At 67.1% G+C, this 22,259-nt stretch carries 18 protein-coding genes and 1 pseudogene; 11 read left to right on the plus strand and 8 right to left on the minus strand.

Going from position 1 to position 22,259, the window contains the following annotated elements:
• Nucleotides 1-213: 213 nt before the first annotated feature.
• From MO486_RS08215 to MO486_RS08240, 6 genes are read left to right on the plus strand one after another with little or no spacing between them, the layout of a single operon-like run.
• Nucleotides 214-2,001 carry an autotransporter assembly complex family protein gene (locus MO486_RS08215; protein ID WP_242906091.1) on the plus strand — a complete coding sequence of 596 codons (1,788 nt, stop codon included), beginning with the start codon at nucleotides 214-216 and terminating at the stop codon, nucleotides 1,999-2,001.
• A complete protein-coding gene (locus MO486_RS08220; protein WP_242906093.1) occupies nucleotides 1,998-5,804 on the plus strand; it encodes a translocation/assembly module TamB domain-containing protein in 3,807 nt (1,268 codons plus the stop codon). The genes MO486_RS08215 and MO486_RS08220 overlap by 4 nt, the downstream gene beginning before the upstream one ends.
• Before the next feature lie 44 nt (nucleotides 5,805-5,848).
• Nucleotides 5,849-6,568, plus strand: coding sequence for a hypothetical protein (locus MO486_RS08225; protein ID WP_242906096.1), 720 nt, complete (start codon nucleotides 5,849-5,851; stop codon nucleotides 6,566-6,568).
• A gap of 3 nt (nucleotides 6,569-6,571) precedes the next feature.
• A complete protein-coding gene (locus MO486_RS08230) occupies nucleotides 6,572-7,645 on the plus strand; it encodes a winged helix DNA-binding domain-containing protein (RefSeq protein WP_242906098.1) in 1,074 nt (357 codons plus the stop codon).
• A gap of 11 nt (nucleotides 7,646-7,656) precedes the next feature.
• Nucleotides 7,657-8,226 carry a GNAT family N-acetyltransferase gene (locus MO486_RS08235; protein ID WP_242906100.1) on the plus strand — a complete coding sequence of 190 codons (570 nt, stop codon included), beginning with the start codon at nucleotides 7,657-7,659 and terminating at the stop codon, nucleotides 8,224-8,226.
• 39 nt (nucleotides 8,227-8,265) lie between these two features.
• Complete coding sequence (locus tag MO486_RS08240) at nucleotides 8,266-8,484, plus strand: hypothetical protein (protein WP_242906102.1); 219 nt, start codon at nucleotides 8,266-8,268, stop codon at nucleotides 8,482-8,484.
• A gap of 9 nt (nucleotides 8,485-8,493) precedes the next feature.
• Here MO486_RS08240 and MO486_RS08245 read toward each other — a convergent pair whose 3' ends face one another.
• From MO486_RS08245 to MO486_RS08260, 4 genes are all read right to left on the minus strand, one after another.
• Complete coding sequence (locus tag MO486_RS08245; RefSeq protein WP_242906103.1) at nucleotides 8,494-9,300, minus strand: isocitrate lyase/phosphoenolpyruvate mutase family protein; 807 nt, start codon at nucleotides 9,298-9,300, stop codon at nucleotides 8,494-8,496.
• A gap of 77 nt (nucleotides 9,301-9,377) precedes the next feature.
• A complete protein-coding gene (locus MO486_RS08250; RefSeq protein WP_242906104.1) occupies nucleotides 9,378-10,652 on the minus strand; it encodes a hypothetical protein in 1,275 nt (424 codons plus the stop codon).
• Between the two features lie 76 nt (nucleotides 10,653-10,728).
• The gene (mnmG, locus tag MO486_RS08255) at nucleotides 10,729-12,633 is read right to left on the minus strand and encodes a tRNA uridine-5-carboxymethylaminomethyl(34) synthesis enzyme MnmG (RefSeq protein WP_242906105.1); all 1,905 of its coding nucleotides are present in this window, start codon (nucleotides 12,631-12,633) and stop codon (nucleotides 10,729-10,731) included.
• Between the two features lie 471 nt (nucleotides 12,634-13,104).
• Nucleotides 13,105-13,791 carry a hypothetical protein gene (locus MO486_RS08260; RefSeq protein WP_242906107.1) on the minus strand — a complete coding sequence of 229 codons (687 nt, stop codon included), beginning with the start codon at nucleotides 13,789-13,791 and terminating at the stop codon, nucleotides 13,105-13,107.
• 146 nt (nucleotides 13,792-13,937) lie between these two features.
• On the opposite strand from MO486_RS08260, the gene MO486_RS08265 reads away from it, so the two are divergent.
• The 3 genes from MO486_RS08265 to MO486_RS08275 all read left to right on the plus strand — a co-directional run bounded on the left by MO486_RS08265 (nucleotide 13,938) and on the right by MO486_RS08275 (nucleotide 16,913).
• A complete protein-coding gene (locus tag MO486_RS08265; RefSeq protein ID WP_242906109.1) occupies nucleotides 13,938-14,933 on the plus strand; it encodes a pyridoxal-phosphate dependent enzyme in 996 nt (331 codons plus the stop codon).
• The gene (locus MO486_RS08270) at nucleotides 14,930-15,361 is read left to right on the plus strand and encodes a ketosteroid isomerase-related protein (RefSeq protein WP_242906111.1); all 432 of its coding nucleotides are present in this window, start codon (nucleotides 14,930-14,932) and stop codon (nucleotides 15,359-15,361) included. The genes MO486_RS08265 and MO486_RS08270 overlap by 4 nt, the downstream gene beginning before the upstream one ends.
• Nucleotides 15,362-15,434: 73 nt before the next feature.
• Nucleotides 15,435-16,913, plus strand: a complete 1,479-nt coding sequence (locus MO486_RS08275) for a glycosyltransferase family 39 protein (RefSeq protein WP_242906113.1) — start codon at nucleotides 15,435-15,437, stop codon at nucleotides 16,911-16,913.
• A gap of 27 nt (nucleotides 16,914-16,940) precedes the next feature.
• Here MO486_RS08275 and bioC read toward each other — a convergent pair whose 3' ends face one another.
• The 4 genes and pseudogenes from bioC to bioB form a co-directional block, all read right to left on the minus strand.
• A complete protein-coding gene (bioC, locus tag MO486_RS08280; protein ID WP_242906115.1) occupies nucleotides 16,941-17,852 on the minus strand; it encodes a malonyl-ACP O-methyltransferase BioC in 912 nt (303 codons plus the stop codon).
• Nucleotides 17,849-18,616 carry a pimeloyl-ACP methyl ester esterase BioH gene (gene bioH / locus MO486_RS08285; RefSeq protein ID WP_242906696.1) on the minus strand — a complete coding sequence of 256 codons (768 nt, stop codon included), beginning with the start codon at nucleotides 18,614-18,616 and terminating at the stop codon, nucleotides 17,849-17,851. The genes bioC and bioH overlap by 4 nt, the downstream gene beginning before the upstream one ends.
• Before the next feature lie 5 nt (nucleotides 18,617-18,621).
• Entirely contained in the window at nucleotides 18,622-19,824 is a 1,203-nt protein-coding gene (gene bioF / locus MO486_RS08290; RefSeq protein ID WP_242906117.1) for an 8-amino-7-oxononanoate synthase, read from the minus strand.
• 90 nt (nucleotides 19,825-19,914) lie between these two features.
• Nucleotides 19,915-20,874: pseudogene (gene bioB, locus MO486_RS08295) on the minus strand (biotin synthase BioB); the annotation flags it as partial.
• A gap of 49 nt (nucleotides 20,875-20,923) precedes the next feature.
• Here bioB and MO486_RS08300 point away from each other — a divergent pair.
• Both MO486_RS08300 and MO486_RS08305 read left to right on the plus strand, forming a co-directional pair.
• Nucleotides 20,924-21,676, plus strand: a complete 753-nt coding sequence (locus tag MO486_RS08300) for a ComF family protein (RefSeq protein ID WP_242906119.1) — start codon at nucleotides 20,924-20,926, stop codon at nucleotides 21,674-21,676.
• 90 nt (nucleotides 21,677-21,766) lie between these two features.
• Nucleotides 21,767-22,249, plus strand: a complete 483-nt coding sequence (locus MO486_RS08305) for a nuclear transport factor 2 family protein (RefSeq protein ID WP_242906120.1) — start codon at nucleotides 21,767-21,769, stop codon at nucleotides 22,247-22,249.
• Nucleotides 22,250-22,259 lie beyond the last annotated feature (10 nt).

Consider the following 22,259-nt stretch of genomic DNA (forward strand, 5'->3'; position numbering starts at 1 on the left):
GCAGCGGAATGCTCTGTCTTCAAGGCAACGCAAGGGCAGACACTGGATCCCCGCCTTGCCAGCCATTCGGCTGTTGAGAGCCACGGAGATCGCAAGCAAGTCACTAGATTCCTGCTTGAACAGCCATTCGGCTGTTGAAAGCCGCAGGAATGACGAGCAAGGGCAGAGCGAAAGCGTTAATCGTTCTTGACGCGCGACAGGTATCCTTCCGCGATGCGCCCAGTCCCCCGCCTGCTCGCCGCTGCGATCCCATTGCTCGTCGCAGCCGGCACGGCGCAGGCGGCGACGGTCACTAACGTCGAGATCCTCGGCCTCGACGAAACGATGACGATCAACGTGCGCACCGCGTTGTCGCTGACCGACGCGATCGGCAAGGACCTCTCCGGCCGCCGCCTCGCCTACCTGGTGCGCGAAGCCGAGGCCGAAACGCGCGAAGCGCTGGAACCCTTCGGCTACTACTCGCCGCAGATCACGGTCGAACGCAGCCGCGATGAAGCTGAGGATGCGCCGGTCACGGTCACCATCAGCGTGCAGCTCGGTGCACCCGTGCGGGTGCGCAGATCCGACATCGCCATCGATGGCGCGGGCCAGGGCGACTTTTTCCTCAAACAGGAGATCGCGGCGTTCCAGCCGCATGTCGGCGACGTGTTCGACCACGCGGTGTACGAAGCCGGCAAGGCGCGCATCACCCGGCGCCTGGCCGAGCGTGGTTACTTCGATGCCGACTTCGTCGAGCGCAAGGTCGAGGTCACGCGCGCCGATCACGCGGCCGACATCGCGCTGCGCTGGGACAGCGGCATGCGCTACGGGATCGGCACCGTCACGTTCAACCAGGCGCCGAAGCGGATCATCCGCGAGAGCCTGCTGGACAAACTGGTGGACTGGAAGGAAGGCGAGCCTTACCACCAGAGTCGCCTCGATCGCCTGCGCAAATCGCTCACCGGCCTCGACTACTTCGGCCGCATCGATATCGAGCCACAGCCGGAGCAGGCCGTCGACGGTCGCGTGCCGGTTGCGATCCACCTGACCCCGGCCAAGCGCAGCATCTACACCGCAGGCTTGAGCTACGGCACCGACAGCGGCGCCGGCGTGCGGCTTGGACTCGAGCGCCGCTATCTCAACGACCGCGGGCACAAGCTGCTGGCGCAGGTCGACTGGGCCGAATTCCGCAAGACCGCGACCGTGCAGTACCGCATTCCCGCATTCGCCTGGCTCGATGGTTGGTACACCGCCAGCCTGCAGGGTGCGGACGAGCAGACCGAGTTCGCCGACACGCGGCGCCTGGAGTTCGTCGCCAGCCGCAGCGGCGAGATCAACGATTTCTGGACCGCCACCGCCTCGCTGCACGCGCTGCGCGAACGCTGGCGCTTCGTCTCGGAGGACCCGACGATGCCGGTCGAGGACTGGCGCTATTCCTCATTGCTATTCCCGTCGCTGCGCGGCGAATACATCAACGCCGACGACCGCCTGTATCCGCGCGACGCCATTGGCGCCACGGTGCTGTTGCGTGGCGGCGTGGAAGGCGTGGGTTCCGACGCCACCTTCGTGCAGATGCACGGCAGCCTGCGCTGGTTCCGCGGCCTGGGTGCGAGCAGCCGGTTGATCGCACGCGGCGAACTCGGCCACACCTTCACCAACGCGCTGGTCGAAATGCCGTTGAGCCTGCGCTTCTTCGCTGGCGGCGACCGCAGCGTGCGTGGGTACGAGTGGCGCGAAATCGGTCCGCGCATCACCGTGGGCAGCAAGACGTTCGCCTTGGGTGCGAAGAACGTCGCCACCGGCAGCATCGAATACGAGCAGTACTTCAACAGCAGTTGGGGCGCAGCGGTGTTCGTCGATACCGGCAGCGCCTTCAACGACACGCCGGCCTGGCGCACCGGCGTCGGCATCGGCTTGCGCTGGCGTTCGCCGGTCGGACCGGTGCGCATCGATGTCGCGCGCGGCCTGAATGATGCGACCTCGCCGTTCACGCTGCACTTCAATATCGGTGCCGACCTGTGAACACGCCGACGCCGACTCCCAGGCGCATGTCGCGTCGCCGCAAGATCTACTGGGGCGCGGGCTTCGGTGGAATCGCGCTGGTGCTGCTGTTCGCGCTGTTCGTGTACTGGCTGCTCAACACGATCGGTGGGCGCGACCTGCTGCTGTCGCAGATCGTCGCGCGCCTGCCGGAAGGCACGACGCTGCACTGGGACAGCGCGGAAGGCCCCGCAGCGGGACCACTAACTTTGCACGGCGTGCGTTTCGAACACCTGAGCGATGTCAGCGTGCCGGGCAAGCGGCTGGTGTTCAACGCGCGCACCGTCACGCTCGATCCGGCGATCCGTCCGTTGCTCGGCCGGCGTCTGCGACTGGACGCACTGGCCATCACCGGCGCCGCGCTGGAAATCCCGGAAAGCGACGAGCCGTTCGAGTTGCCGCGTTGGCCGGAATCGCTGCCGCACATCGATCCGCCGCTGGCGCTGCAGGCGGATGCGTTCCGCATCGATGGCTTCAAGGTCACGCGCGATGGCCAGCCGTTGATCGACATCGAACACGCGCGTGGCGGCATCGACGCCTCAAGCGGCGCACTGCATGTCGAACACCTCACTGTCGACAGCGATCGCGGCCAATTCACCGTGCACGGCGACTACATGCCCCGTGACGACTACCGCAGCGACCTGCTCGCCACCGCGGTGTTGCCAGCATCGACGGGACGCACGCCGCTGCGCCTCGGGCTGGTCGCACGTGGCGATCTGGCGCGCATGGATGTGGCGATCGCGGGACGCGCACCGGCGCCGCTGCGCGCGAGCCTGGTCCTGCGTGGCAAGGACGATCCGCGCTGGAGTGCACGCGCCAAGACCGATGCACTCGACCTGGCGATGCTGATGGGCGAAGACGACGCCGGCACGCCGCTGGCCTTCGATCTGCGCGCCAACGGTGTCGGCGGTCACGCCAGCGTGCAGGGCAAGATCACGCAAGGCGAGTTCGTCGCCACGATCCAGCCGTCGCAGGTCTCGCTCGAAGACCAAGTGCTGCGGGTCGCGCCCCTGGTCATCGATGCCCTCGAGGGTCGCACCACGCTGCGCGGTCATGCCGACCTGCGCGTTCCGGAAAACTCCAACCTGCGCTTCGCGATCAATGCGCGCGGCCTGACCTGGGGTGGTGCGAACAACACACCTTCCGTCATCGCCGACGCCGATTTCGGCATCGCCGGCAAACCCGAAGCCTGGGCCGCGATCGGCAACGCACGCATCGTGCGCGATCAGCAGCGCGCGGACGTGCGCTTCGACGGTCGCGGCGATCGCGAACAGGTCGCGATCCGTTCGCTGCGCGCGACGATGCCGACCGGCACGCTCGAAGCAGGCGGCAGCGCACGCTGGTCGCCGCAGTTGGGCTGGGACTTGAAGGCGACGCTGGCCGGCTTCGATCCCGGTTATTTCTTCCCGGGCTGGAACGGCGCGGTCAACGGCAAGCTCGCCACGCGCGGCGCGGCGCGTGACGGTGGTGGTTTCGATGCCAGCCTCGACGTGCCGCAACTCGGTGGGCGCCTGCGTGGGCGCGCGCTCGCCGGGCACGGCAAGTTCGTGCTGCGTGGCGAGGATGTCGATGGCGATCTCGCATTGTCCTTGGGCAACAGTCGCATCGAGGCCAAGGGCCGCGTCGGCAAGCAACTCGCTGTCGATGCACGGTTTGCACCGCTGCATCTCAACGACTTGTGGCCGGATGCGGCCGGCACCTTGCGCGGCACGCTAGCGCTCAGCGGCGCGCGCGATGCGCCAAACGTCGATGCCGATCTCGACGCCAACGGCCTGCGCTGGGGCGATTATCGCGCCGAGTCGCTGCAGGCCCACGGGCGCTTGCCGTGGCGCGGCGGCAACGGTGCGATCACGATCGATGCACAAGGCCTCGACGTCGGCATCGCCCTCGACAGCCTGCGCGTGAATGCACGCGGCGCGGTCGAGCAGCTGCAGCTCGAAGGCGATGTGCGCAGCGAATTCGGCACGCTTGCGCTCAGCGGCAACGCCAACAAGCGCGGCAACACGTGGCGGGGAGCGTTGGCATCGCTGCAGCTCGCACCGGTGAAAGGCGCGACCTGGCGCTTGCAGCAACCGGCGCGTTTCTCGTGGACATCCTCTTCAACCGCAGGTCGCAACGGCGCGTTGTCGCGCGCCTGCCTCGATTCCAGCGGTGGCGGCGCGCTGTGCGCGAGCGCTGACTGGCCGCGGCGCGGGCTCGATGTCGACGGCAACGGCCTGCCGCTCACGCTGCTCACGCCTTACCTGCCCGAACGCGACGATGGCCGGCAGTGGTTGTTGCGCGGCGAGATCGCCATCGATGGACAGCTGCGCCCGGTCGGTAACAGCTGGCGCGGCAACGCGAAGATCTCTTCCGCCAGTGGCGGCTTGAAGCTGAGCGAAGGCGCGCGGCGCGAGATCGCCTCTTACGACAACCTGGCGCTGGATGCGGTCTTCGATCCGCAACGCATCACTGCCATCCTCGGCACCACCCTCAACACCGATGGCCGCGTCGATGCACGCATCAGCACCGGCTGGGATGAGTACGCACCACTGGCCGGCGAAGTCGCGCTCAACACCGACGAACTGACCTGGATGGAATTGTTCTCGCCGGACATCGTCGAGCCCAAGGGTCGCCTCGATGGCCGCATTGCGCTCGGCGGCACGCGGGCGCAACCGACGCTCGGTGGGCAGGCGCACCTGTCCGAATTCAACACCGAACTGCCGGCGCTGGCGATCACGTTGCAGCAGGGCGATGTGCGCCTCGATGCACAGCCCGACGGCAGCGCGCGCATCCGCGGCAGCCTGAAGTCGGGCGATGGCACGCTCAACCTCGATGGCACGCTGGGTTGGTACGGCAACGACACGCCGCTCGTGCTGAACGTGCGCGGCGCCAACGTGCTGGCATCCGATACGCGTGACCTGCGCGCGGTGATCGATCCCGACGTGGTGGTGCGCTACACCGCCGAGCAGCCGCTCAATGTCACCGGCACCGTCGGCGTGCCGTCGGCGCGCATCGACCTCGAGCGCCTCGACGAAGGCGTGTCCGCATCGCCCGACGTGGTCGTGCTCGATCCGGTCGACCCCAAGCGTGGCGTCGCCACGCCGCTCGATCTCGACCTGACGCTGGCGCTCGGCGACGACGTGAAACTCAACGGCTTCGGCCTCGACGGCACGCTCACGGGGAGCCTGCGCGTGCGCCAGCGTCCGGGGCGCGAGATGACCGCCAACGGTACGCTCGAGACCGAAGGCCGCTACACAGCGTATGGACAAGAGCTCACCATCACCCGTGGCGAGTTGAACTGGTCGAACAACGCCATCGCCAATCCCGCGCTCAACATCCGCGCCGAACGCGTCGTTGGCGACGTCACCGCCGGCATCCAGGTCAGCGGCCGCGCGACCGCGCCACAGGCGCAGGTGTGGGCGAACCCGGCGATGGATGAATCCGAAGCCCTCGCCTACCTCGCGCTCGGCCGTCCATTATCGACCGCCAGCGATGCCGAAGGCCGACAACTCAGCGCCGCCTCCGCCGCGCTCTCCGCCGGCAGCAGCCTGCTCGCTTCGCAACTCGGCGCACGCATCGGCCTCGACGACGCCGGCGTGATGCAATCGCGCGCGCTAGGCGGCAGCGTGTTCGGGGTCGGCAAATACCTGTCGCCAAAACTGTACGTCGGCTACGGGGTCTCGCTGCTCGGCACCGGCCAGGTGCTGACGCTGAAATACCTGTTGCGCAAGGGCTTCGACATCCAGATCGAATCGAGCACGCTGGAAAACCGCGCGTCGGTGAACTGGCGCAAGGAGAAGTGATGGGCCGATACAACGCGATGGGGCGACGCCACGCGATCCATCGCATGCGCTTGCGGCTGGAACGCGATGGTTATCCGCGCCTGCAGATGCTGCTGCTGGTGACGATGACTGGCGCTGCCGGGTTTATCGCGTCGTACTTGCTGCTGCGGGCCGGGCTCAACGCGATGTGGCTCCGATACCTCCTCGCGCTTGGCTTCGCGTACCTCGCCTTCCTGATGTTGCTCTGGCTATGGTTGCGCACACGTCCGCAGGACTACCTGGATGTTCCCGACGTCTCCGGACTGGATCTTTCGCGTCGCCCTAATGAATGCTCGGCGGAATGGGGTGGACAAGGCGGCAGCAGCGGTGGTGGTGGCGCCAGCAGTTCGTTCGAGGCCAGCGATGGCGGGACAAATGCGCTCGAAGACACGGCAAGCCCGATTAGCGAAGCCTTGGGCGCGGTTCCGGATGCGGATGAACTGGCCGTCCCGTTGGTCGCGTTACTGCTCGTTGCTGCGCTGGTTCTGTCGTCGCTGTTTGTCGTCTATTCCGCGCCTGTTCTTTTTGCGGAACTGTTGGTCGACGGCGTGCTTGCAGCCAGTTTGTATCGTCGCCTCCGCGGACTGGAGCCTGGCCATTGGCTGGAAACCGCCATTCGCCGGACTTTTTTGCCCTTTGTGCTTACCACGGCTTTCGTGATTGCGGCTGGATGGGGAATGGCGCGTTATGCCCCAGGGGCCGATTCGATTGGTGATGTCCTGGCGCACACAAGACAGCACGATTAGACAATGACGACCCGGAACCTGCTGAAGCACCGTCTACACGCGCAAGGCATTGCCACCGCGCGTTTCGACACGCCTGCCGACGTCGTGCGCTGGCTGGTCGCGATGCAGGCCCAGGATTACTACGGCGCCCTGTGGGCAGTGGGATTGCGCATGCGTGCGGCGAGCGAAGCCGTGATCGAGCAGGCCATCGCCGAACGCAGGATCGTGCGTACCTGGCCGATGCGCGGCACCCTGCATTTCGTCGCCGCGGAAGACGCGCGCTGGATGCTGGAGTTGTTGACGCCACGGGTGATCGCGCTCAATGCCGCCCGCATCGAGCGCGACTTCGGCCTCGATGCCGCCATGCTCACACGCTGCCGTCGCATCGTCGGGAAAGCCCTTGCCGGCGGCAAGGCGCTGACGCGCGGCGCGCTGTACGCAGCACTGGACGAGGGCGGCGTCAGCTGTGCGGAACAGCGTGGCATCCACGTGACCGGCCGACTCGCGCAGGAAGGCCTGATCTGCCTGGGCCCGCGTGCGGGCAAGCAACCAACCTTCGTGTTGCTGGACGAATGGCTGCCCGCCGTCCCCCGCAAGACCCGCGAGGAAGCGCTGGCCGAACTGGCACACCGCTATTTCCGCAGCCGCGGCCCGGCCACCGCGCAGGACTTCGCCTGGTGGTCGAACCTCACGGTGAAGGATGCGCAGGCCGGCATCGCACTGGCGCAATCGCGCCTCGTGCGGGATGTCGTCGACGGCTCGACGTATTGGTTGTCGCCCGATGCGACGCCGTCACACAAAAGCAGCGCCATCCACCTGCTGCCGCCGTTCGACGAATACCTCGTCGCCTACAAGGACCGCAGTGCCGCACTGGATACCAGCCTCGGTCGCCAGGTCATCGGCATCAACGGCCTGGTCAACGCCAGCATCATCCGTGACGGCCGCGTTGCCGGCGTGTGGAAGCGCGCAGTGCAGAAGCAGTCCGTCATGGTCTTGCCCAACTTGTTTGCATCGCTACCACGCGCCCAACACCAGGCCTTGGCCCGCACTACGAAACAATACGGCGCGTTCCTTGGTTTGCCCGTGACGATGCCTTGAGCACATCCCGCATGCCCTATCAGCTACGCAAGGCCATCGCAGACGATCAACCCAGGCTCGATGCCCTGATCGCACGCTCGGCACGGGAGTTGAGTGCGCACGACTACACGCCGCAACAGATCGAAGGCGCGTTGCGTGGCGCATTCGGCGTGGACACCCAACTCATCAGGGACGGCACGTATTTCGTGGTCGAGACGGAAACCGAAATCGTCGGCTGCGGCGGGTGGAGCCGGCGTCGCACACTTTTCGGTGGCGACGCCCATGCCGAACGCGACGCTGCGGAGCTCGATCCGCGGGTGGACGCCGCAAAGATTCGCGCGTTCTTCGTCGATCCCGCGCATGCCCGGAGAGGGATCGGCAGGGCCATCCTCGAGCGCTGCGAAGCCGAAGCGCGCGCCTGCGGTTTCTCCCGGTTCGAATTGATGGCGACGCTGCCGGGCGTCCGGCTCTACCAGGCTTACGGCTATGTGCCTGGCAGTCCCTTCCAGCACCCGCTGGGACCTGGACTCACCATCGAGTTCGTGCCAATGAGCAAGTCCGATTCAAGCCAAGATCGAAGCGGCGATTCGCTCAAGCCTTAGCCGGTTGCGACCCATGTCACTCAAACACAGAGGTGTCTGATGCTTGCTGCCTATATCGACGAGATCATCATGTTTTTCGCAGGAGCCTGGGCCACGGCAACGGGCTTCGGTTACCTGCGCGTGAGCAAGGATCCCATCGCCGAGGAGAAGTGGCGAGCGCGATTCGGCAAGCACCTCAAATGGATCGGCCCGTTGCTGCTCCTCATTGCGACGGTGCTGGCGGTTGCCAAGTTCACCGGGGCCTCGGGGGCCACTTGATTCGAGCATTCAACGCGCGGGCATCAGTGCATTGATGTCGCCGTAGCCCATCGCATCCGTAGCCAGCGGATCGGAACTGCCATCGCGTAGAAATGCCGTCGCCAATGCGGCGGTACGCGCGAATGCACTCTGGGCGATGCCGGAGCCCGCACTGAGGCGGCGCACGCCGAGCGCGGCGAGTTCCATGGCCGGCGGCACGTCCGGTAGCGCGAGTACGTTGAGTGGCAGCGACAGGGCCGACGCGATCGCGCGGATGTTGGCACGATCACGCAGGCCCGGGACGAAGATGCCGTCGGCGCCAGCGGCGCGGTAGCGCTCGGCGCGCAGCAGGGTTTCATCCGTGCGCTCCCCGGCGGGGACGAGCCCGCGCAGATAGACGTCGGTGCGCGCATTGACAAAGACGTCGAGGCCGTTGCGGGCGCAGGCGAGCTTGATGTGTTCGATCTTGGCGCAGAGCAGGTCCGGTGCCTCGGTGCCGTCTTCGAGGTTGATCCCGGCCACGCCCAGTGCGGCGAGTTGGACGACGGTTTCGCCGACGCTGGCAGGGTCGCGCGAATAACCGTCCTCGATATCCACCGTGAGCGGAATGCGGATGACGCGGGCGATGTCCGCCACCGTCGCCAGCAGCAGGGGCACTGGCAATACGCAGCTATCAGGATAGCCGTGCGACCAGGCGACGCCGGCACTGGTGGTGGCGACGGCCTGCGCGCCCAGGCTTTCGATCAGTCGTGCGCTACCAGCGTCCCAGGCGTTGGCGAGCAGCAGCAGGCCATGGGCGTGCAATTGGCGAAACGAATCCACGGATGTGGGTCTCATCGAAGCTCCTTTTCGAAGATATAGGTCGGGGCCGCCGCGCCATGCGGGCGTCGGTCCAGTATCGGAATCCGTCGTGGTTAAGGCGTGATGGTGACGCCGCGCAGTTGCGGCCCGCCGTCGATCAAATCGGTCCAGACGACATACGCCGTACCGTTGCGCAGTACCAGTTGTGGAAAACCGGTGGCGCGGCCCCGGCCTTGCAGCTTGGCGACGACGACGCGTTGCAGCTCGCGCGAAAGATCGGGCGCATAGCGGGCGAGTTGCAACACTTGCCCGCCGCCGTCCTCGCGCAGCCACACCACCCACGCCGCGTCGGCATCGAGCGCGACATCGACGCGGCCCTGCACTGGTGCGCCGGTGTCGAGCGAGACTGGTGCGGCGAACGTATCGCCTGCATCGGCGCTGCGCGCGAGCTTGAGCGTGGGCGCGTCACCGGCGGCGGTGTACCAGGCGACGATCGCTGCGTCCCCGCGTGCGTCGACGGCAGGGCCGTTGAGCGGGCAACCCCCCATTTTCCAGCCATCGGCATGCACGGCCTTGGGCGTGTTCCAGCGCGAACCGTCGTGGCGTGCGATGTAGATGTCGCGGATGTCGTCGGGGCTGCGATCGCGGTACACCAGCAACGCGCCGCGTCCGGTCATGGCGATGTCGGTCCCACAGCACTCGCACGTCATCGCGTCGAGTTCGCCTTCGTCACTGCGTCGCAGGTAGGCATCGAAACCGGCGCTGCGCAGGGTCATCGCGCCAGTGTCGTGCTCGCCTTTGGCATGCGCGTCATCGGCGTGCGTCGTCGTCGCCATGTTGCGGCCGTCCAGCCAGGCGATGCCGAGCGTGTCCTGGCGCAACGGCCACAACGACACGAAGCCATGCTCGGTGGCCGTATTGTCGTCGTTGACGCGTACCGGCGGCGCCCAATGCATGCCGTCGTCGCGCGAGGTCGTCAGCCACACATCGCCGGCGTGGCCTGTGCCCGACGATTGCAACCAGTGCGCCCACAGTGCGCCGTCATCCGTCATCGCGATGTGCGGCGTGTCGGCCCAGTTGGCCACCATGGTGGTGCCGACCGCAATCGTCTTCGGCGCCGATTCCCAACGCCCGGCGCCGGCATAAGCGGCGTATTGCAGTGCGTGGCGGCCGCCGATGCGACGGATCCAGCTCAGCAGCAGGCGGCCATCGGGTGCGACCACCAGATCCGGTTGTCCCGCAGCCTCCTGCGCGGGCAACGGCCACGGCGCGATCTTCAGGCCCTGCACCTGCGTGCTGGTGGCTTCGACAACGGGCGCGGCGTCGCGACCGCAACCGGTCGCCAGCAATGCGCCGAACAAAATTGCGATCGTCAGCGTCGTTTTCATGCGGCTAGCGTAGCGCGGTTGGAGAAAGCTGGCGTAACGGTGCTTCGTAGTGCCGGACGGCTCGGTATCACAAACCTCAGGCGACTCGATTGCGCCGCGCGCGGGTCAGGTGCACCAGCAGCAGCGAAATCGCCGCCGGGGTCATGCCGGGAATCCGCTGCGCCTGGCCGATCGTTTCCGGCTGCACGCGCGTGAGCTTCTGCTGGACTTCTGCCGACAACCCGCGCACCTGCGCGTAGTCGAACCCCGCCGGAATGTCAGTGGTCTCGTGGCGCTGCTGGCGCGCGATCTCGTCGCGCTGGCGATCGAGGTAGCCGGAATATTTCACGCCGATCTCGACCTGCTCGGCCACCTTCGCATCATCAACGGCGGGGCTTAGCGACGGTAGCGTCATCAGCCGTGCGTAGTCGAGTTCCGGACGCTTGATCAGATCGAGCGCGGTGGTTTCGCGGGTGAGCGTGATGCCGAGCGTCGCTTCGAGCTCGCGGCCGAGCGCGTTGTTCGGCGATGCCCAGGTCCCGCTCAAGCGCGCTTGCTCGCGCGTAATCGCTTCGCGCTTGGTTGCGAAGGTTGCCCAGCGCGCGTCATCGACCAGGCCGAGTTCGCGACCGGTTTCGGTCAGGCGCAGGTCGGCATTGTCCTCGCGCAACTGCAGCCGGTATTCGGCGCGCGAGGTGAACATGCGGTAGGGCTCGTTGGTGCCGTGGGTGATCAGGTCGTCGACCAGCACGCCAAGGTAGGCCTCGTCGCGACGCGGCGACCAAGCCACTTTGTCCTGCACGAAACGCGCGGCGTTGACGCCGGCAAGCAGGCCCTGCGCCGCGGCTTCTTCGTAACCAGTAGTGCCGTTGATCTGGCCGGCGAAGAACAGGCCGTTCACTGCCTTGGTTTCCAGCGAGGATTTCAAGCCACGCGGATCGAAGAAGTCGTACTCGATGGCGTAGCCGGCGCGGGTGATGTGCGCGCGTTCGAAGCCGCGGATGCTGCGCACGAGGTCCAGCTGCACATCGAACGGCAACGACGTCGAGATGCCGTTCGGATAGATCTCGACCACATCGAGACCTTCTGGCTCGACGAAGATCTGGTGCGAGGCCTTCTCGGCGAAACGTACGACCTTGTCCTCGATCGACGGGCAATAGCGCGGACCGATGCCTTCGATCTGCCCGGTGTACAAGGGCGAACGATCGAGCGCGCCGCGGATGATCTCGTGCGTGCGTTCCGAGGTGTGCGTGATCCAGCACGACACCTGGCGTGGATGATCGTCGCGCGACCCCATGAAGGACATCACCGGGCGCGGATCGTCACCGGGTTGTTCTTCCATCACGGAATAATCGAGCGTGCGGCCGTCGATACGCGGCGGCGTGCCGGTCTTCAGGCGGTCCACCACGAACGGACGCTCGCGCAGGCGCGCCGCAAGCGTGGTCGCGGGCGGATCGCCCATGCGGCCAGCGGTGTACTGGGTTTCGCCGATGTGGATCTTGCCGGCGAGGAAGGTGCCGGCGGTGAGCACGACCGCGGGCGCTTCGAAGCGCAGGCCGGTCTGGGTGATGGCGCCACGGACGGCGTCGCCCTCGCCCGCGTTGTTTTGAATCAGGAGGTCGTCGACGGCGGCCTGGAACAGCGTGAGGTTCGGCTGCGCCTCGACCAGGTGCCGGATCGCCGCGCGATACAGCGCGCGATCGGCCTGGCAGCGGGTGGCACGCACGGCCGGGCCTTTCGATGCATTCAAGGTGCGCCACTGGATGCCGGCGGCGTCGGCCGCTTTCGCCATCGCACCACCGAGCGCATCGATCTCCTTGACCAGATGACCCTTGCCGATGCCGCCGATGGCCGGATTGCAGCTCATCGCACCGACCGTCTCGACGTTGTGGGTGAGCAGCAGCGTGCGCGCACCCGCGCGCGCGGCCGCCAGCGCCGCCTCGGTGCCGGCGTGGCCGCCGCCGATCACGATCACGTCATAGCGGTAGAAGGAATCGGTCATGGCTGTGGCGGACCTGTTGGGGCCAGGTCGATTGGGGCGAATTTTAAGCGCCTCGGGCCGGCTTCGGAGCCGGAATGTGAAGACGGAGTGAAAGTTGGCACGCTTCCTGCGTTAGTACCCTTGCACCCGACGTGGCAGGCGCCATGGGCGCCGGCCGGAGTGGAACAGGGGCTGGCCAAGCGCACGCCGGGGATGCCAGGGGTCGAATGTCGGGGGACGTTCGACCCCTTTTTTTGCCTGCGAAATCGAATCGTCCGGCGTTGGCCGCTGTCGACGGCTACGCCATGGCGTCCGATGCGTTTGGGCAGGGGGTCCGGGAAGGGCGCCGACGCCCGGCGGGAAGCGGAACAGGGGGGATCCTAAATTCCCGACGGGCGTCGACATGGAAAACTTGCCGCGGAGTGCGTCGCAAACCGACGCATCCGGTCACACGGGGCCAAGCTTGCGACGGTCGCCGCCGCGGCGCAAGTCTTACTGCCCATCTTCGCGACTGGGCGCACGTTCCTGTCCGCGCCTGACCCTGCCCTCGCCAGGCTGACTGCGGGGCGTTTGCGCAGCAGGCGTGTCCTGGCGCCGCGGCGATGCTGGCGGTGGCGCGATGCTGTCCGGCTGGCGGCGGCGTGTTTCGTCCACTCGGCGCACGGGTGGGGTGTCATCGCCGACCTGACGCGGGGGCATGATGCCGCCTTCCTGCTGGCGTCGCCGTCCCTGGTCCACCCTGTGCCTGGCCGAGCCGTCGTCGTCCGGGGCGCGATCAACAGGGTCGACATCCGGTGGCGGCACGTAGCGGCCGCCTCCCTGTTGGCGCCGCCGCAGTTCGTCCAACCGCCGCCAGGGCGAGGTGCTGTCGTCAGGGGTGGGGTCAGCGTGCCGCACCGGGCGACGGTAGTAGTAATGGGAATATGGATAGCCATACGGGTAGCCGTAACCGCCGCGGTAACCGTAGGGATACCCGCGATACCAATAGCTGTATGGATCGGCATAACGGTACGGGCCGTAATAGCCGTAGGCCCCGTAGGGATAACTTGGGTAATAGCGGTATTCGACCGCCGGCGCTCCGTAGTAGTAATCGCCACTGCCCTGGCGATAGCTGTAGCCGGTGACGCAGCCGCCCAGCAAGGCGATCGCGACCGCCGGCAGGATCAATTTGCGGATCATGTTGTTTCCCCTGTTCCTGATGCTGGTGGTGCCTGGCTCGGATACCGGCAGCTTCAGCCTGCGGCTTTGAATCCGTGCTTAATCCTGCCGGTTCCAGGCGACAACTACCTGAACGTCTCCAGCGCCGGTTCCGTTAGCATCGCGACATGGACGGAACCCCGATGACGCTGCCCACCTACGCCGATGTCCTCGCAGCTGCCGCGCGGATCGCACCGCATGCCCATGTCACGCCCGTGCTGCGCTCGCGCACGCTCGATGCGATGGTCGGGGCGGAACTACATTTCAAATGCGAGCATTTGCAGCGGATCGGTGCGTTCAAGTTCCGCGGCGCCTGCAATGCGGTGTGGGCGCTGAGCGACGTCGAAGCTGCGCGCGGCGTAGTGACCCATTCCTCCGGCAACCATGGCGGCGCACTGGCGCTCGCTGCGAAAACCCGCGGCATCGCCTGCCATGTCGTGGCACCGGACAACACGATTGCCAGCAAGCTCGCCGCGATCGAAGCCTACGGCGCCACCCTGCACCTCTGCGCGCCCGGCCTGGCCGCACGCGAAGCCAGATGCACCGAGGTGCAACACGCGACCGGCGCGGTGCTGGTGCACCCCTATACCGATCCGATGGTGATCGCTGGCCAGGGTACGGCGGCGATGGAACTGCTCAACCACTGCGGTACGCATGCCTACCACCCGCTCGACGCGCTGATCGTGCCGGTCGGCGGTGGCGGGCTCGCATCGGGCACCGCGTTGGCGGCGGCAGCGCTCGCGCCGGCGTGTCGCGTGTTCGCCGCCGAGCCTGCGGTAGGCGCGGATACGTTTGCTTCGTTGCAGCGGGGCGAACGCATCAGCGGCTCCCAGCCGGATACGATCTGCGATGGTTTGCGCGGCACCCTGGGGGCGCCGAACTTCACCTTGCTGCGCACGCATGGCGTCGAAGTACTGACCGTCGACGATGCCGAGACCATCGCGGCGATGCGGCTGTTGTGGACCCGCACCAAGCAGTTGGTCGAACCCTCCTCGGCGACAGTGCTGGCGGCACTGTTGAAGCATCGCGAACGTTTCGCCGGCCAGCGCATCGGCGTGATCCTGTCCGGCGGCAATGTCGACCTCGATGCGCTGCCGCAACTGTTCGCCAAGGAACCGGCATGAAAATCGACGGCAGCCGCCGCAACGACCGCGCCACCGAGCTGGTGCTCAGCTGGTATGCCGCCTTCAATCGCGGCGACTGGAACGGCATGCTCGCGCTGCTCAGCGACGATGTCATCCACGACCGCAACCAAGGCCCGCGCGAACTCGGTCGCGAAGCTTTTGCCAAATACCTGCAACACCGCGCGACGAGTTATCGCGAGCAACTGCAGAGCATCGTCGTGATGGTATCGCCGGACGGCACCCGTGCCGCCGCCGAATTCACCGTGCAGGGCGCATACGTGCGGGATGATGCCGGCCTGCCACCCGCGCGCGGACAGCGTTACACGCTGCACGCCGGCGCTTTCTTCAACATCCATGCCGGCCAACTGCGCCGGGTCAGCGAATACGCCAACCTGCAGGAGCTGATCGCGCAGGTCGCGATTAGCTGATCGCACGGCGGAGTTTTAACGGCACGCGGCGGGCGAGTGGGTAAACTCGCGCATCCTGTCGCCGGGGTAGTGCATGTCGCGAGCATCGCGTGTGACTGCGTTGTGGATTGCAGCCCTTGCGTTGGTGCTCGCGTTCGCCTTCCTCGGCAGCCGCGGCATCTGGGATCCGGACGAAGGCCGCTACACCAACGTCGCGCTGAACATGCTCGACAGCGGCGACTGGCTCAATCCGCGTCGCAACGATGAAGTCGGCCACTGGACCAAACCGCCGCTGACCTACTGGACGATCGCCGCCAGCAGCGCGGTGTTCGGCAAGAATGCCTGGGCAGCGCGCTTGCCGATCGCGCTGTCATACCTGTTGTGCGGGTGGCTGGCCTGGCACATCGGCCGGCGTTTGGCTCCGGGTGCGGAGGCGACCGCGGCGCTGGCCTACGCGACGATGCTGCTTCCCTTCGGTGCTTCGCAGCTGATTACTACCGACTACGTGCTCGCTGCATGCCAGGGCGTGGCGTTGTGGGCATTCGTCGAGGCGCGGTTCGGACCATCGCAGCATCCGCGGGCGTGGATCGCGTTGATGTGGGCCGGTTTCGCGCTTGCCTTCATCACCAAGGGCCCGCCGGGACTGTTGCCACTGCTGGTGATCCTGTTGTTCGATCACCTGATGCCGGGGCCGCAGCGGCATCGCGTGCTGCAGCTGTCGGGCATCGTTTTGTTCGTGCTGCTGGCGTTGCCCTGGTATGCCGCGGTGATCCATGGCCATCCCGGGTTGTTCAAATATTTCGTCGGCGACGAAGTGGTGAATCGCGTCACCACCAATGAATTCGGCCGTCACGGCGAGTGGTACGGCTGGCTGCAGATCTACGCGCCGACGCTGCTGCTCGGCACGGTGCCATGGACCCCAACGCTATGGCGTTGGGTGCGCGGATTGCCGGCTGCCGTGCAGGGATGGCGCGACCGCGATACGCGCGGCGCCGAGAGCGGCGTGCTGTTGCTGGCGCTGTCGGTGTTGCTGCCGCTACTCGTGTTCTGCCTCGCACGTTCGCGCATGCCGCTGTACATCCTGCCGCTGTTCCTGCCGCTGGCGGTGCTGGTCGCGAGACAACGTCAGGGCGAAGGCCGTGCCTTGCCGCGTTGGCCGTGGTTCATCGCGTGGGGCGCGCTGCTGCTGGCACTGAAGTTGGGCAGCGTGCTATGGCCGACGCACAAGAATGCCGCCGGCTGGGCCGCCGCGATCCGCGCCCGCGCGCCATGGCCGGTGCACGAAGTCGTGTTCGTCGAGGACATGGCGCGCTACGGCCTGCGCCTGCACTTGCAGGCCGAGATCGAGAAGATCGCGCTCACGCCGCTGCCACAACCGCCGTTCAACCCGAGCTACGACGAGCTGCTGGAAGAAGAGCTGGCCGAACACGAGCCGGGCGTGGTGTGGATCTGCAAGCAGTCGCAGTGGCCGCAACTGCAGGCACGGATCGCGGCGCTTGGTTATCGCGCGACCGCATTGGGAACCCCTTATCGTGAACGGATGATGTTCACGGTCGAATCGCCGCCGTTGTAGCGTCGAGTGCGCTTGGCGCCCACCGGTTTAGGTACGGCGACGGATCGGAATCCGCGACAACGGTACCGACGTCACTTCGAAGTCGCCTTCGCGGATCGGCGCACCGGGTTCGGGCGCCCACGCCATCGCGGTGATGGTTTCCCAGGTCGCCGGCAAACCGCCATCGCTGCGACGTTCGTGTTCGTAAGCCGCGGCGGCGGCGGCGAAACGGGCCCTGCCGGTCAGCGTGTGCCGGCGCGACGCGAGCGCGTTGGTCGCGCCGATCGCGCGCAACTCGCGCATCAGCGCCGGCAGGTCGGGATAGGTGCTGATGAATTCGTCGCGGTCCAGCACCGGATTGCGGAAACCGGCGTGCACCAGCGCGTCGCCGAATTGCGCGATCGATGCGAACGGACTGACGTGCGGCACGCTGTCGGCCTGCGCGAACGCGCTGCGCAGTTCGATCAGCGTGTCCGGACCGAACGTCGACACCAGTAGCAGGCCGCCGGGCTTGAGCGCACGGCGGAAACCGGCGAACGCCGCCGGCAGGTCCTCGACCCACTGCAGGCACAGGCTGGAGAACAGCACGTCGACGCTGCTTTCCGCGAGCGGCAGCGCGCGCACATCCGCGCAGATGCGATCGATGGGTTTCTGCAGCGCGTGCCGCCAACCACCGCTGCGCTTGCCGGCTTCGCGCAACATCGGCAGTGCAAGATCGATTGCGACCACGCGCGCCCGCGGCCAGCGCTTGCGCATCGCCGCGCTGGCACGGCCGGGGCCACAGCCGAGGTCGAGCACGACTTGCGGCGGTTCGCGGGCCAACGCGGGATCATCCAGGTAATCGAGCGACTCCAGCAGGCGGGCTTCGACTTCATGCTGCAATTTCGCCGCGTCGTCGTAATGCGCCGCCGAACGCGAGAACGCGCGACGCACCTGCTGCGTGTCGAAGACGCGGCTCATGCCGCGACCTGCGCGAGGAACGCATCGAACCGCATCGCGACCGCATCGGCATGGGTCAAGAACGGCGCATGCCCGGCATGCTCGATCACATGCACTTCTGCATTAGGCGCGAGCGCAGCCGCATCGCGCATCGCCCGCGGGTCGACCAGGCGATCACGACGCCCGGCCAGCCACAGACTGGGCACCGGTAGCGTCGGCAACACTGCGCGCAGGTCGGTGGTCTCGAGCAGGTCCAGGCCATCGGCCAGCACTTGCGCGGTCGGTTCGCCACGCGCGAACAGGCTCTCGCGCATCGCACGGATTTCGTCGCGCGCGTTGTCCGAGCCGAATGCCTCCAGCGCGACGAAGCGATCCAGCGTGCCGCGATAGTCGCTGCGCAAGCCGCTGGCGAAGTCGCGGAAGATTTCCGCGGAGACACCAAACTTCCAGTCATCGCCACGCACGAAACGCGGACTCGCGCAGAGCATCGCCAACTGCGGCACCTGTTGCGGTCGCATCGCCGCCGCATGCAGGGCCACCAGTCCCCCCAGCGACCAGCCGCACCACGGCGCACGCGGCACCGCTGCGACGACCGCATCGACGCACGCGTCGAGTTGCAAGGGAACGCCGCACTCGCGACTGAGCCCATGCCCAGGCAGATCGACCACATGCAGCGTGTAACGATCGCGCAAACGTTCGACCAAAGGCGCGAATACGCCGCCATGCATCGCCCAGCCGTGCAGCAGGACCAGTGGCGGGCCGGAGCCTGCCACCTCGACGTGCAGCTTGGTCATGCCACTGCGCCGTAGCCTTGTTCGACCGCGTCGCGCGCCCACGCCAGGGCATCGACCAGGGCATCGACTTCAGCCGGGGTGTGCAGTGCCGACAAGGTGATGCGCAACCGCGCGCGGCCCTCGGGCACGGTCGGCGGGCGGATCGCGGCGACCCAGAACCCTTGCGCTTCCAGCGCCGCCGCCAGTGACAGCGCACGCGCGTCTTCGCCGCAGATCAACGGCTGGATCGGCGTGTCGGAGGGCAGCAGTTCGAACCCGCGCTGCTGCGCGCCGTTGCGGAAACGTCCGACCAGGGTCTCCAGCTTGTCGCGGCGCCACTGGTCCTTGCGTGCCAGCTTCACCGCCGCCAATGACGCCGCGGCCTGCGCCGGCGGCAGGGCGGTGGTGTAGATGTAGGGACGCGCGGTCTCGGCGAGGTGGTCGATCAGCGACGCATCGCCCACTACCGCCGCCCCGTAGCTGCCTAGGGCCTTGCCCAGCGTGACCAGCTGCAACGGCACTGCGGCGAAATCGAGGCGCGCGGCGGCGACGCTGCCGCGGCCATCCGGGCCGAGCACACCGACGCCATGCGCGTCGTCGACGTAGAGCGTCGCGTGCTGCACGCGCGAAACCAGGGCGAGCTCGCGCAGCGGCGCGACGTCGCCGTCCATGCTGAAGACGCCGTCGGTGACCAGCATCGCCGCCCCGTCGGGGACCCCTCGCAACTGCCGCAGCGCGCCTTCCGGATCGGCATGCGGATACCGGCGCAGCCGGCACCCGGCGAGGCGCGCGGCATCGATCAGGCTGGCGTGGTTGAGCCGGTCCTGCACGCATACGTCTTCATCGTCGCTGAGCAGCGCCTGCACGACCGCCAGGTTGGCGAGATAACCGCTGCCGAACAGCAGCGCGCGCGGTGCCTGCAGCCACTCGGCGAGTTCGCGTTCCAGCGCTTCGTGCACGGCGTGGTGGCCGCAGACCAGGTGCGAGGCGATGCCGCCCGCGCCATCGCGCGAGGCCGTGTCCTGCAAGGCATTGACCACCGCGAACTGTTGCGCGAGGCCGAGGTAGTCGTTGCCGCAGAAGCCGGTCAACCAGTGGCCGTCGACTTCGAAACGCACGCCGTCGCGGCGCGTGACCGTGCGCCGCAGCCGCGTGCGCACCTGGGCCGCGCGTTGTTCGCGCAGCGCGGCGACGCGCTCGTGCAGGCGCGGTCGCGACATCGCTTACGCCGCTTCCACCGTGATCGCGGCATGCACGGTGGTGCTGCACGCGTCGGCGGGCTCGACTTCGCCATCGCCTATCGAGGCCGGCATCGGCCGCAGGCCGAGGCGCGCGAACAGCGCTTGGTCGCGCGCGACATCCGGATTGCCGGTGGTCAACAGCTTTTCGCCGTAGAAAATCGAATTGGCACCGGCGGCGAAGCACAGCGCCTGCAGTTCGTCGCTCATGGTCTCGCGGCCGGCCGACAGTCGGACCATAGATTGCGGCATCAGCAGGCGCGCGATTGCGATAGTGCGCACGAATTCAAAGGGGTCGAGCTCGGCAGTACCCGCCAGCGGGGTGCCTTCGACCTGGACTAGGCGATTGATCGGCACCGAGTCCGGGTGCGCCGGCAGGTTGGCCAGCGTCTGCAGCAGGCCGGCGCGCTGCTCGCGCGACTCGCCCATGCCGACGATGCCGCCGCAGCAGGTCTTCATGCCGACGTCGCGGACGTGGGCGAGGGTGTCGAGGCGGTCCTGGAATTCGCGGGTATGGATGATCTCGCCGTAGAACTCCGGTGCGGTGTCGAGGTTGTGGTTGTAGTAGTCGAGGCCGGCGGACTTCAGCGCCTTGGCCTGGTCGCCGGACAGCATCCCGAGCGTGGCGCAGGTCTCGAGACCCAACGCCTTCACTTCCTGGATCATCGCCGCTACTTTCGGGATGTCGCGATCCTTGGGCGAACGCCAGGCCGCGCCCATGCAGAAGCGCGAGGCGCCTGCGGCCTTGGCCTGCTTCGCCTTCTCGACCACGGCTTCGGTCGACATCAGCTTGGTCGCGTCGACGCCGGTGTGGTAACGCGCGGCCTGCGGGCAGTAGCCGCAGTCCTCGGGGCAACCGCCGGTCTTCACCGACAGCAGGGTGCTGACCTGGACTTCGGCCGGATCGAAATGCTGGCGGTGCACGCTGGCGGCCCGGTGCAGCAGCTCGGGGAACGGCAGCGCGAACAGGGCGAGGACTTCCTCGCGGCTCCAGTCGTGGCGCAAGGCGAGGTGTTGGCTGACGGCAGGCATGGGACTTCCCCGACGGACACGCATGGGCAGGTCGGGCAGTCTGGAAAGCATGTCCGCGCCTGTCAACCAAACCTGCCCCGTCGAAGTTGACAAGGCCCGTGCCCGCTTCTGGTTCTGGCTGCGCAACGATGCCGCCCGCCTGCTATGGCCCAGCCGCTGCCTGGCCTGCGGGGAATGCGGCGATGATGCCCTGGACCTGTGTCCGGCTTGCGCACGGGCGTTGCCGTGGAACCGGTGCGCCTGCCCCCGTTGCGCGATCCCGCTGCCCGCACCGGCCCTGGCCTGCGGGACCTGCCTGCAGCGGCCGCCACGGCTGGCGATGGTCCACGCCACATGCGTCTACGCCCCGCCGCTCGACCGGCTCCTGCCGCGTTTCAAGTTCCACCACGACCTCGCCGCTGGCCGCCTGCTGGCGCAATTGATGGCCGAGACCTGCGTCGCATTGCCGCGTCCCGATGCACTGGTCCCGATTCCCCTGCATCGCGCGCGATTGCGCCAGCGTGGCTACGACCAGGCGCTGGAGCTGGCGAAACCACTCGCACGCGCGCTGCAACTACCGCTGCTGGAGGACCTGCTGCTGCGGATGCGCCCTACCGCGGCGCAGTCCGAACTCGATGCCGTCGCGCGTCGCCGCAACCTGCGAAATGCGTTTGCTGTCCGCGGCCATCAACCATTGCCCGCGCACGTAGTGCTGATCGATGACGTGATGACCACGGGCGCCACGTTGCATGCCGCGGCGCAGGCCTTGCGCCGCGCCGGGGTTGCGCGCGTCGACGCGTGGGTTTGCGCGCGGGTACCGTGATGGCTGGCCACTCGTGCCTGGGACTTACGGCAGTGGCTGCGCGCGCTGCATACCGCCATCGTGACGCCTCCCCCGCGAAAGGACGGCACGATGAAAGTATTCCCCGCCGCACTCCTGGCATTGGCGCTGATGGCCGGCAGCAGTCAGGCCCACGCTACCGACACCGCAACCGAACAGCAGCTGCACGACGCCACCCAGGCCGTGCTCGATGCGCAGCGCACGTTCGACCAGCCGACGCTGGATGCGTTGCTCGCGCCCGATTACCTGGAAATTTCGCCGATCGGCGATGTCGACGATCGCGCCGAAGTGCTGTCCTTCTACAGCGCGGACGCCAAGGCCAAGGCGACCGCCGGCGGCATGGTGCCGCTGTCGTCATTGGCGAGCGACACGAATGTCCGCATCGACGGCGACCACGCGACAGTGATCGCGCTCGACACTATCAGGATCAAGACCGGCGAAACGGAACGCGAAGTCGCGATGCGCCTTGCATTCCATTTCCGCCGCATCGACGGCAAGTGGCTGCTGCAGACTGCGCAATACACTCCGCAGCGGAAACCCGCCCACGCCGGTTAAGCAGGTTTCC

The sequence above is a fragment of the Lysobacter sp. CFH 32150 genome (assembly GCF_022758295.1).
Classification (GTDB): Bacteria; Pseudomonadota; Gammaproteobacteria; order Xanthomonadales; family Xanthomonadaceae; genus CFH-32150.

What these genes read in the sequence shown, in the direction of transcription:
- MO486_RS08215 (WP_242906091.1), top strand. Translation starts at nt 214, where the DNA reads ATGCGCCCAGTCCCCCGCCTGCTCGCCGCTGCGATCCCATTGCTCGTC.
- MO486_RS08225 (WP_242906096.1), top strand. Translation starts at nt 5,849, where the DNA reads ATGCGCTTGCGGCTGGAACGCGATGGTTATCCGCGCCTGCAGATGCTG.
- MO486_RS08230 (WP_242906098.1), top strand. Translation starts at nt 6,572, where the DNA reads ATGACGACCCGGAACCTGCTGAAGCACCGTCTACACGCGCAAGGCATT.
- MO486_RS08235 (WP_242906100.1), top strand. Translation starts at nt 7,657, where the DNA reads ATGCCCTATCAGCTACGCAAGGCCATCGCAGACGATCAACCCAGGCTC.
- MO486_RS08240 (WP_242906102.1), top strand. Translation starts at nt 8,266, where the DNA reads ATGCTTGCTGCCTATATCGACGAGATCATCATGTTTTTCGCAGGAGCC.
- MO486_RS08245 (WP_242906103.1), bottom strand. Translation starts at nt 9,300, where the DNA reads ATGAGACCCACATCCGTGGATTCGTTTCGCCAATTGCACGCCCATGGC.
- MO486_RS08250 (WP_242906104.1), bottom strand. Translation starts at nt 10,652, where the DNA reads ATGAAAACGACGCTGACGATCGCAATTTTGTTCGGCGCATTGCTGGCG.
- mnmG (WP_242906105.1), bottom strand. Translation starts at nt 12,633, where the DNA reads ATGACCGATTCCTTCTACCGCTATGACGTGATCGTGATCGGCGGCGGC.
- MO486_RS08260 (WP_242906107.1), bottom strand. Translation starts at nt 13,791, where the DNA reads ATGATCCGCAAATTGATCCTGCCGGCGGTCGCGATCGCCTTGCTGGGC.
- MO486_RS08265 (WP_242906109.1), top strand. Translation starts at nt 13,938, where the DNA reads ATGGACGGAACCCCGATGACGCTGCCCACCTACGCCGATGTCCTCGCA.
- MO486_RS08270 (WP_242906111.1), top strand. Translation starts at nt 14,930, where the DNA reads ATGAAAATCGACGGCAGCCGCCGCAACGACCGCGCCACCGAGCTGGTG.
- MO486_RS08275 (WP_242906113.1), top strand. Translation starts at nt 15,435, where the DNA reads ATGTCGCGAGCATCGCGTGTGACTGCGTTGTGGATTGCAGCCCTTGCG.
- bioC (WP_242906115.1), bottom strand. Translation starts at nt 17,852, where the DNA reads ATGAGCCGCGTCTTCGACACGCAGCAGGTGCGTCGCGCGTTCTCGCGT.
- bioF (WP_242906117.1), bottom strand. Translation starts at nt 19,824, where the DNA reads ATGTCGCGACCGCGCCTGCACGAGCGCGTCGCCGCGCTGCGCGAACAA.
- MO486_RS08300 (WP_242906119.1), top strand. Translation starts at nt 20,924, where the DNA reads ATGTCCGCGCCTGTCAACCAAACCTGCCCCGTCGAAGTTGACAAGGCC.
- MO486_RS08305 (WP_242906120.1), top strand. Translation starts at nt 21,767, where the DNA reads ATGAAAGTATTCCCCGCCGCACTCCTGGCATTGGCGCTGATGGCCGGC.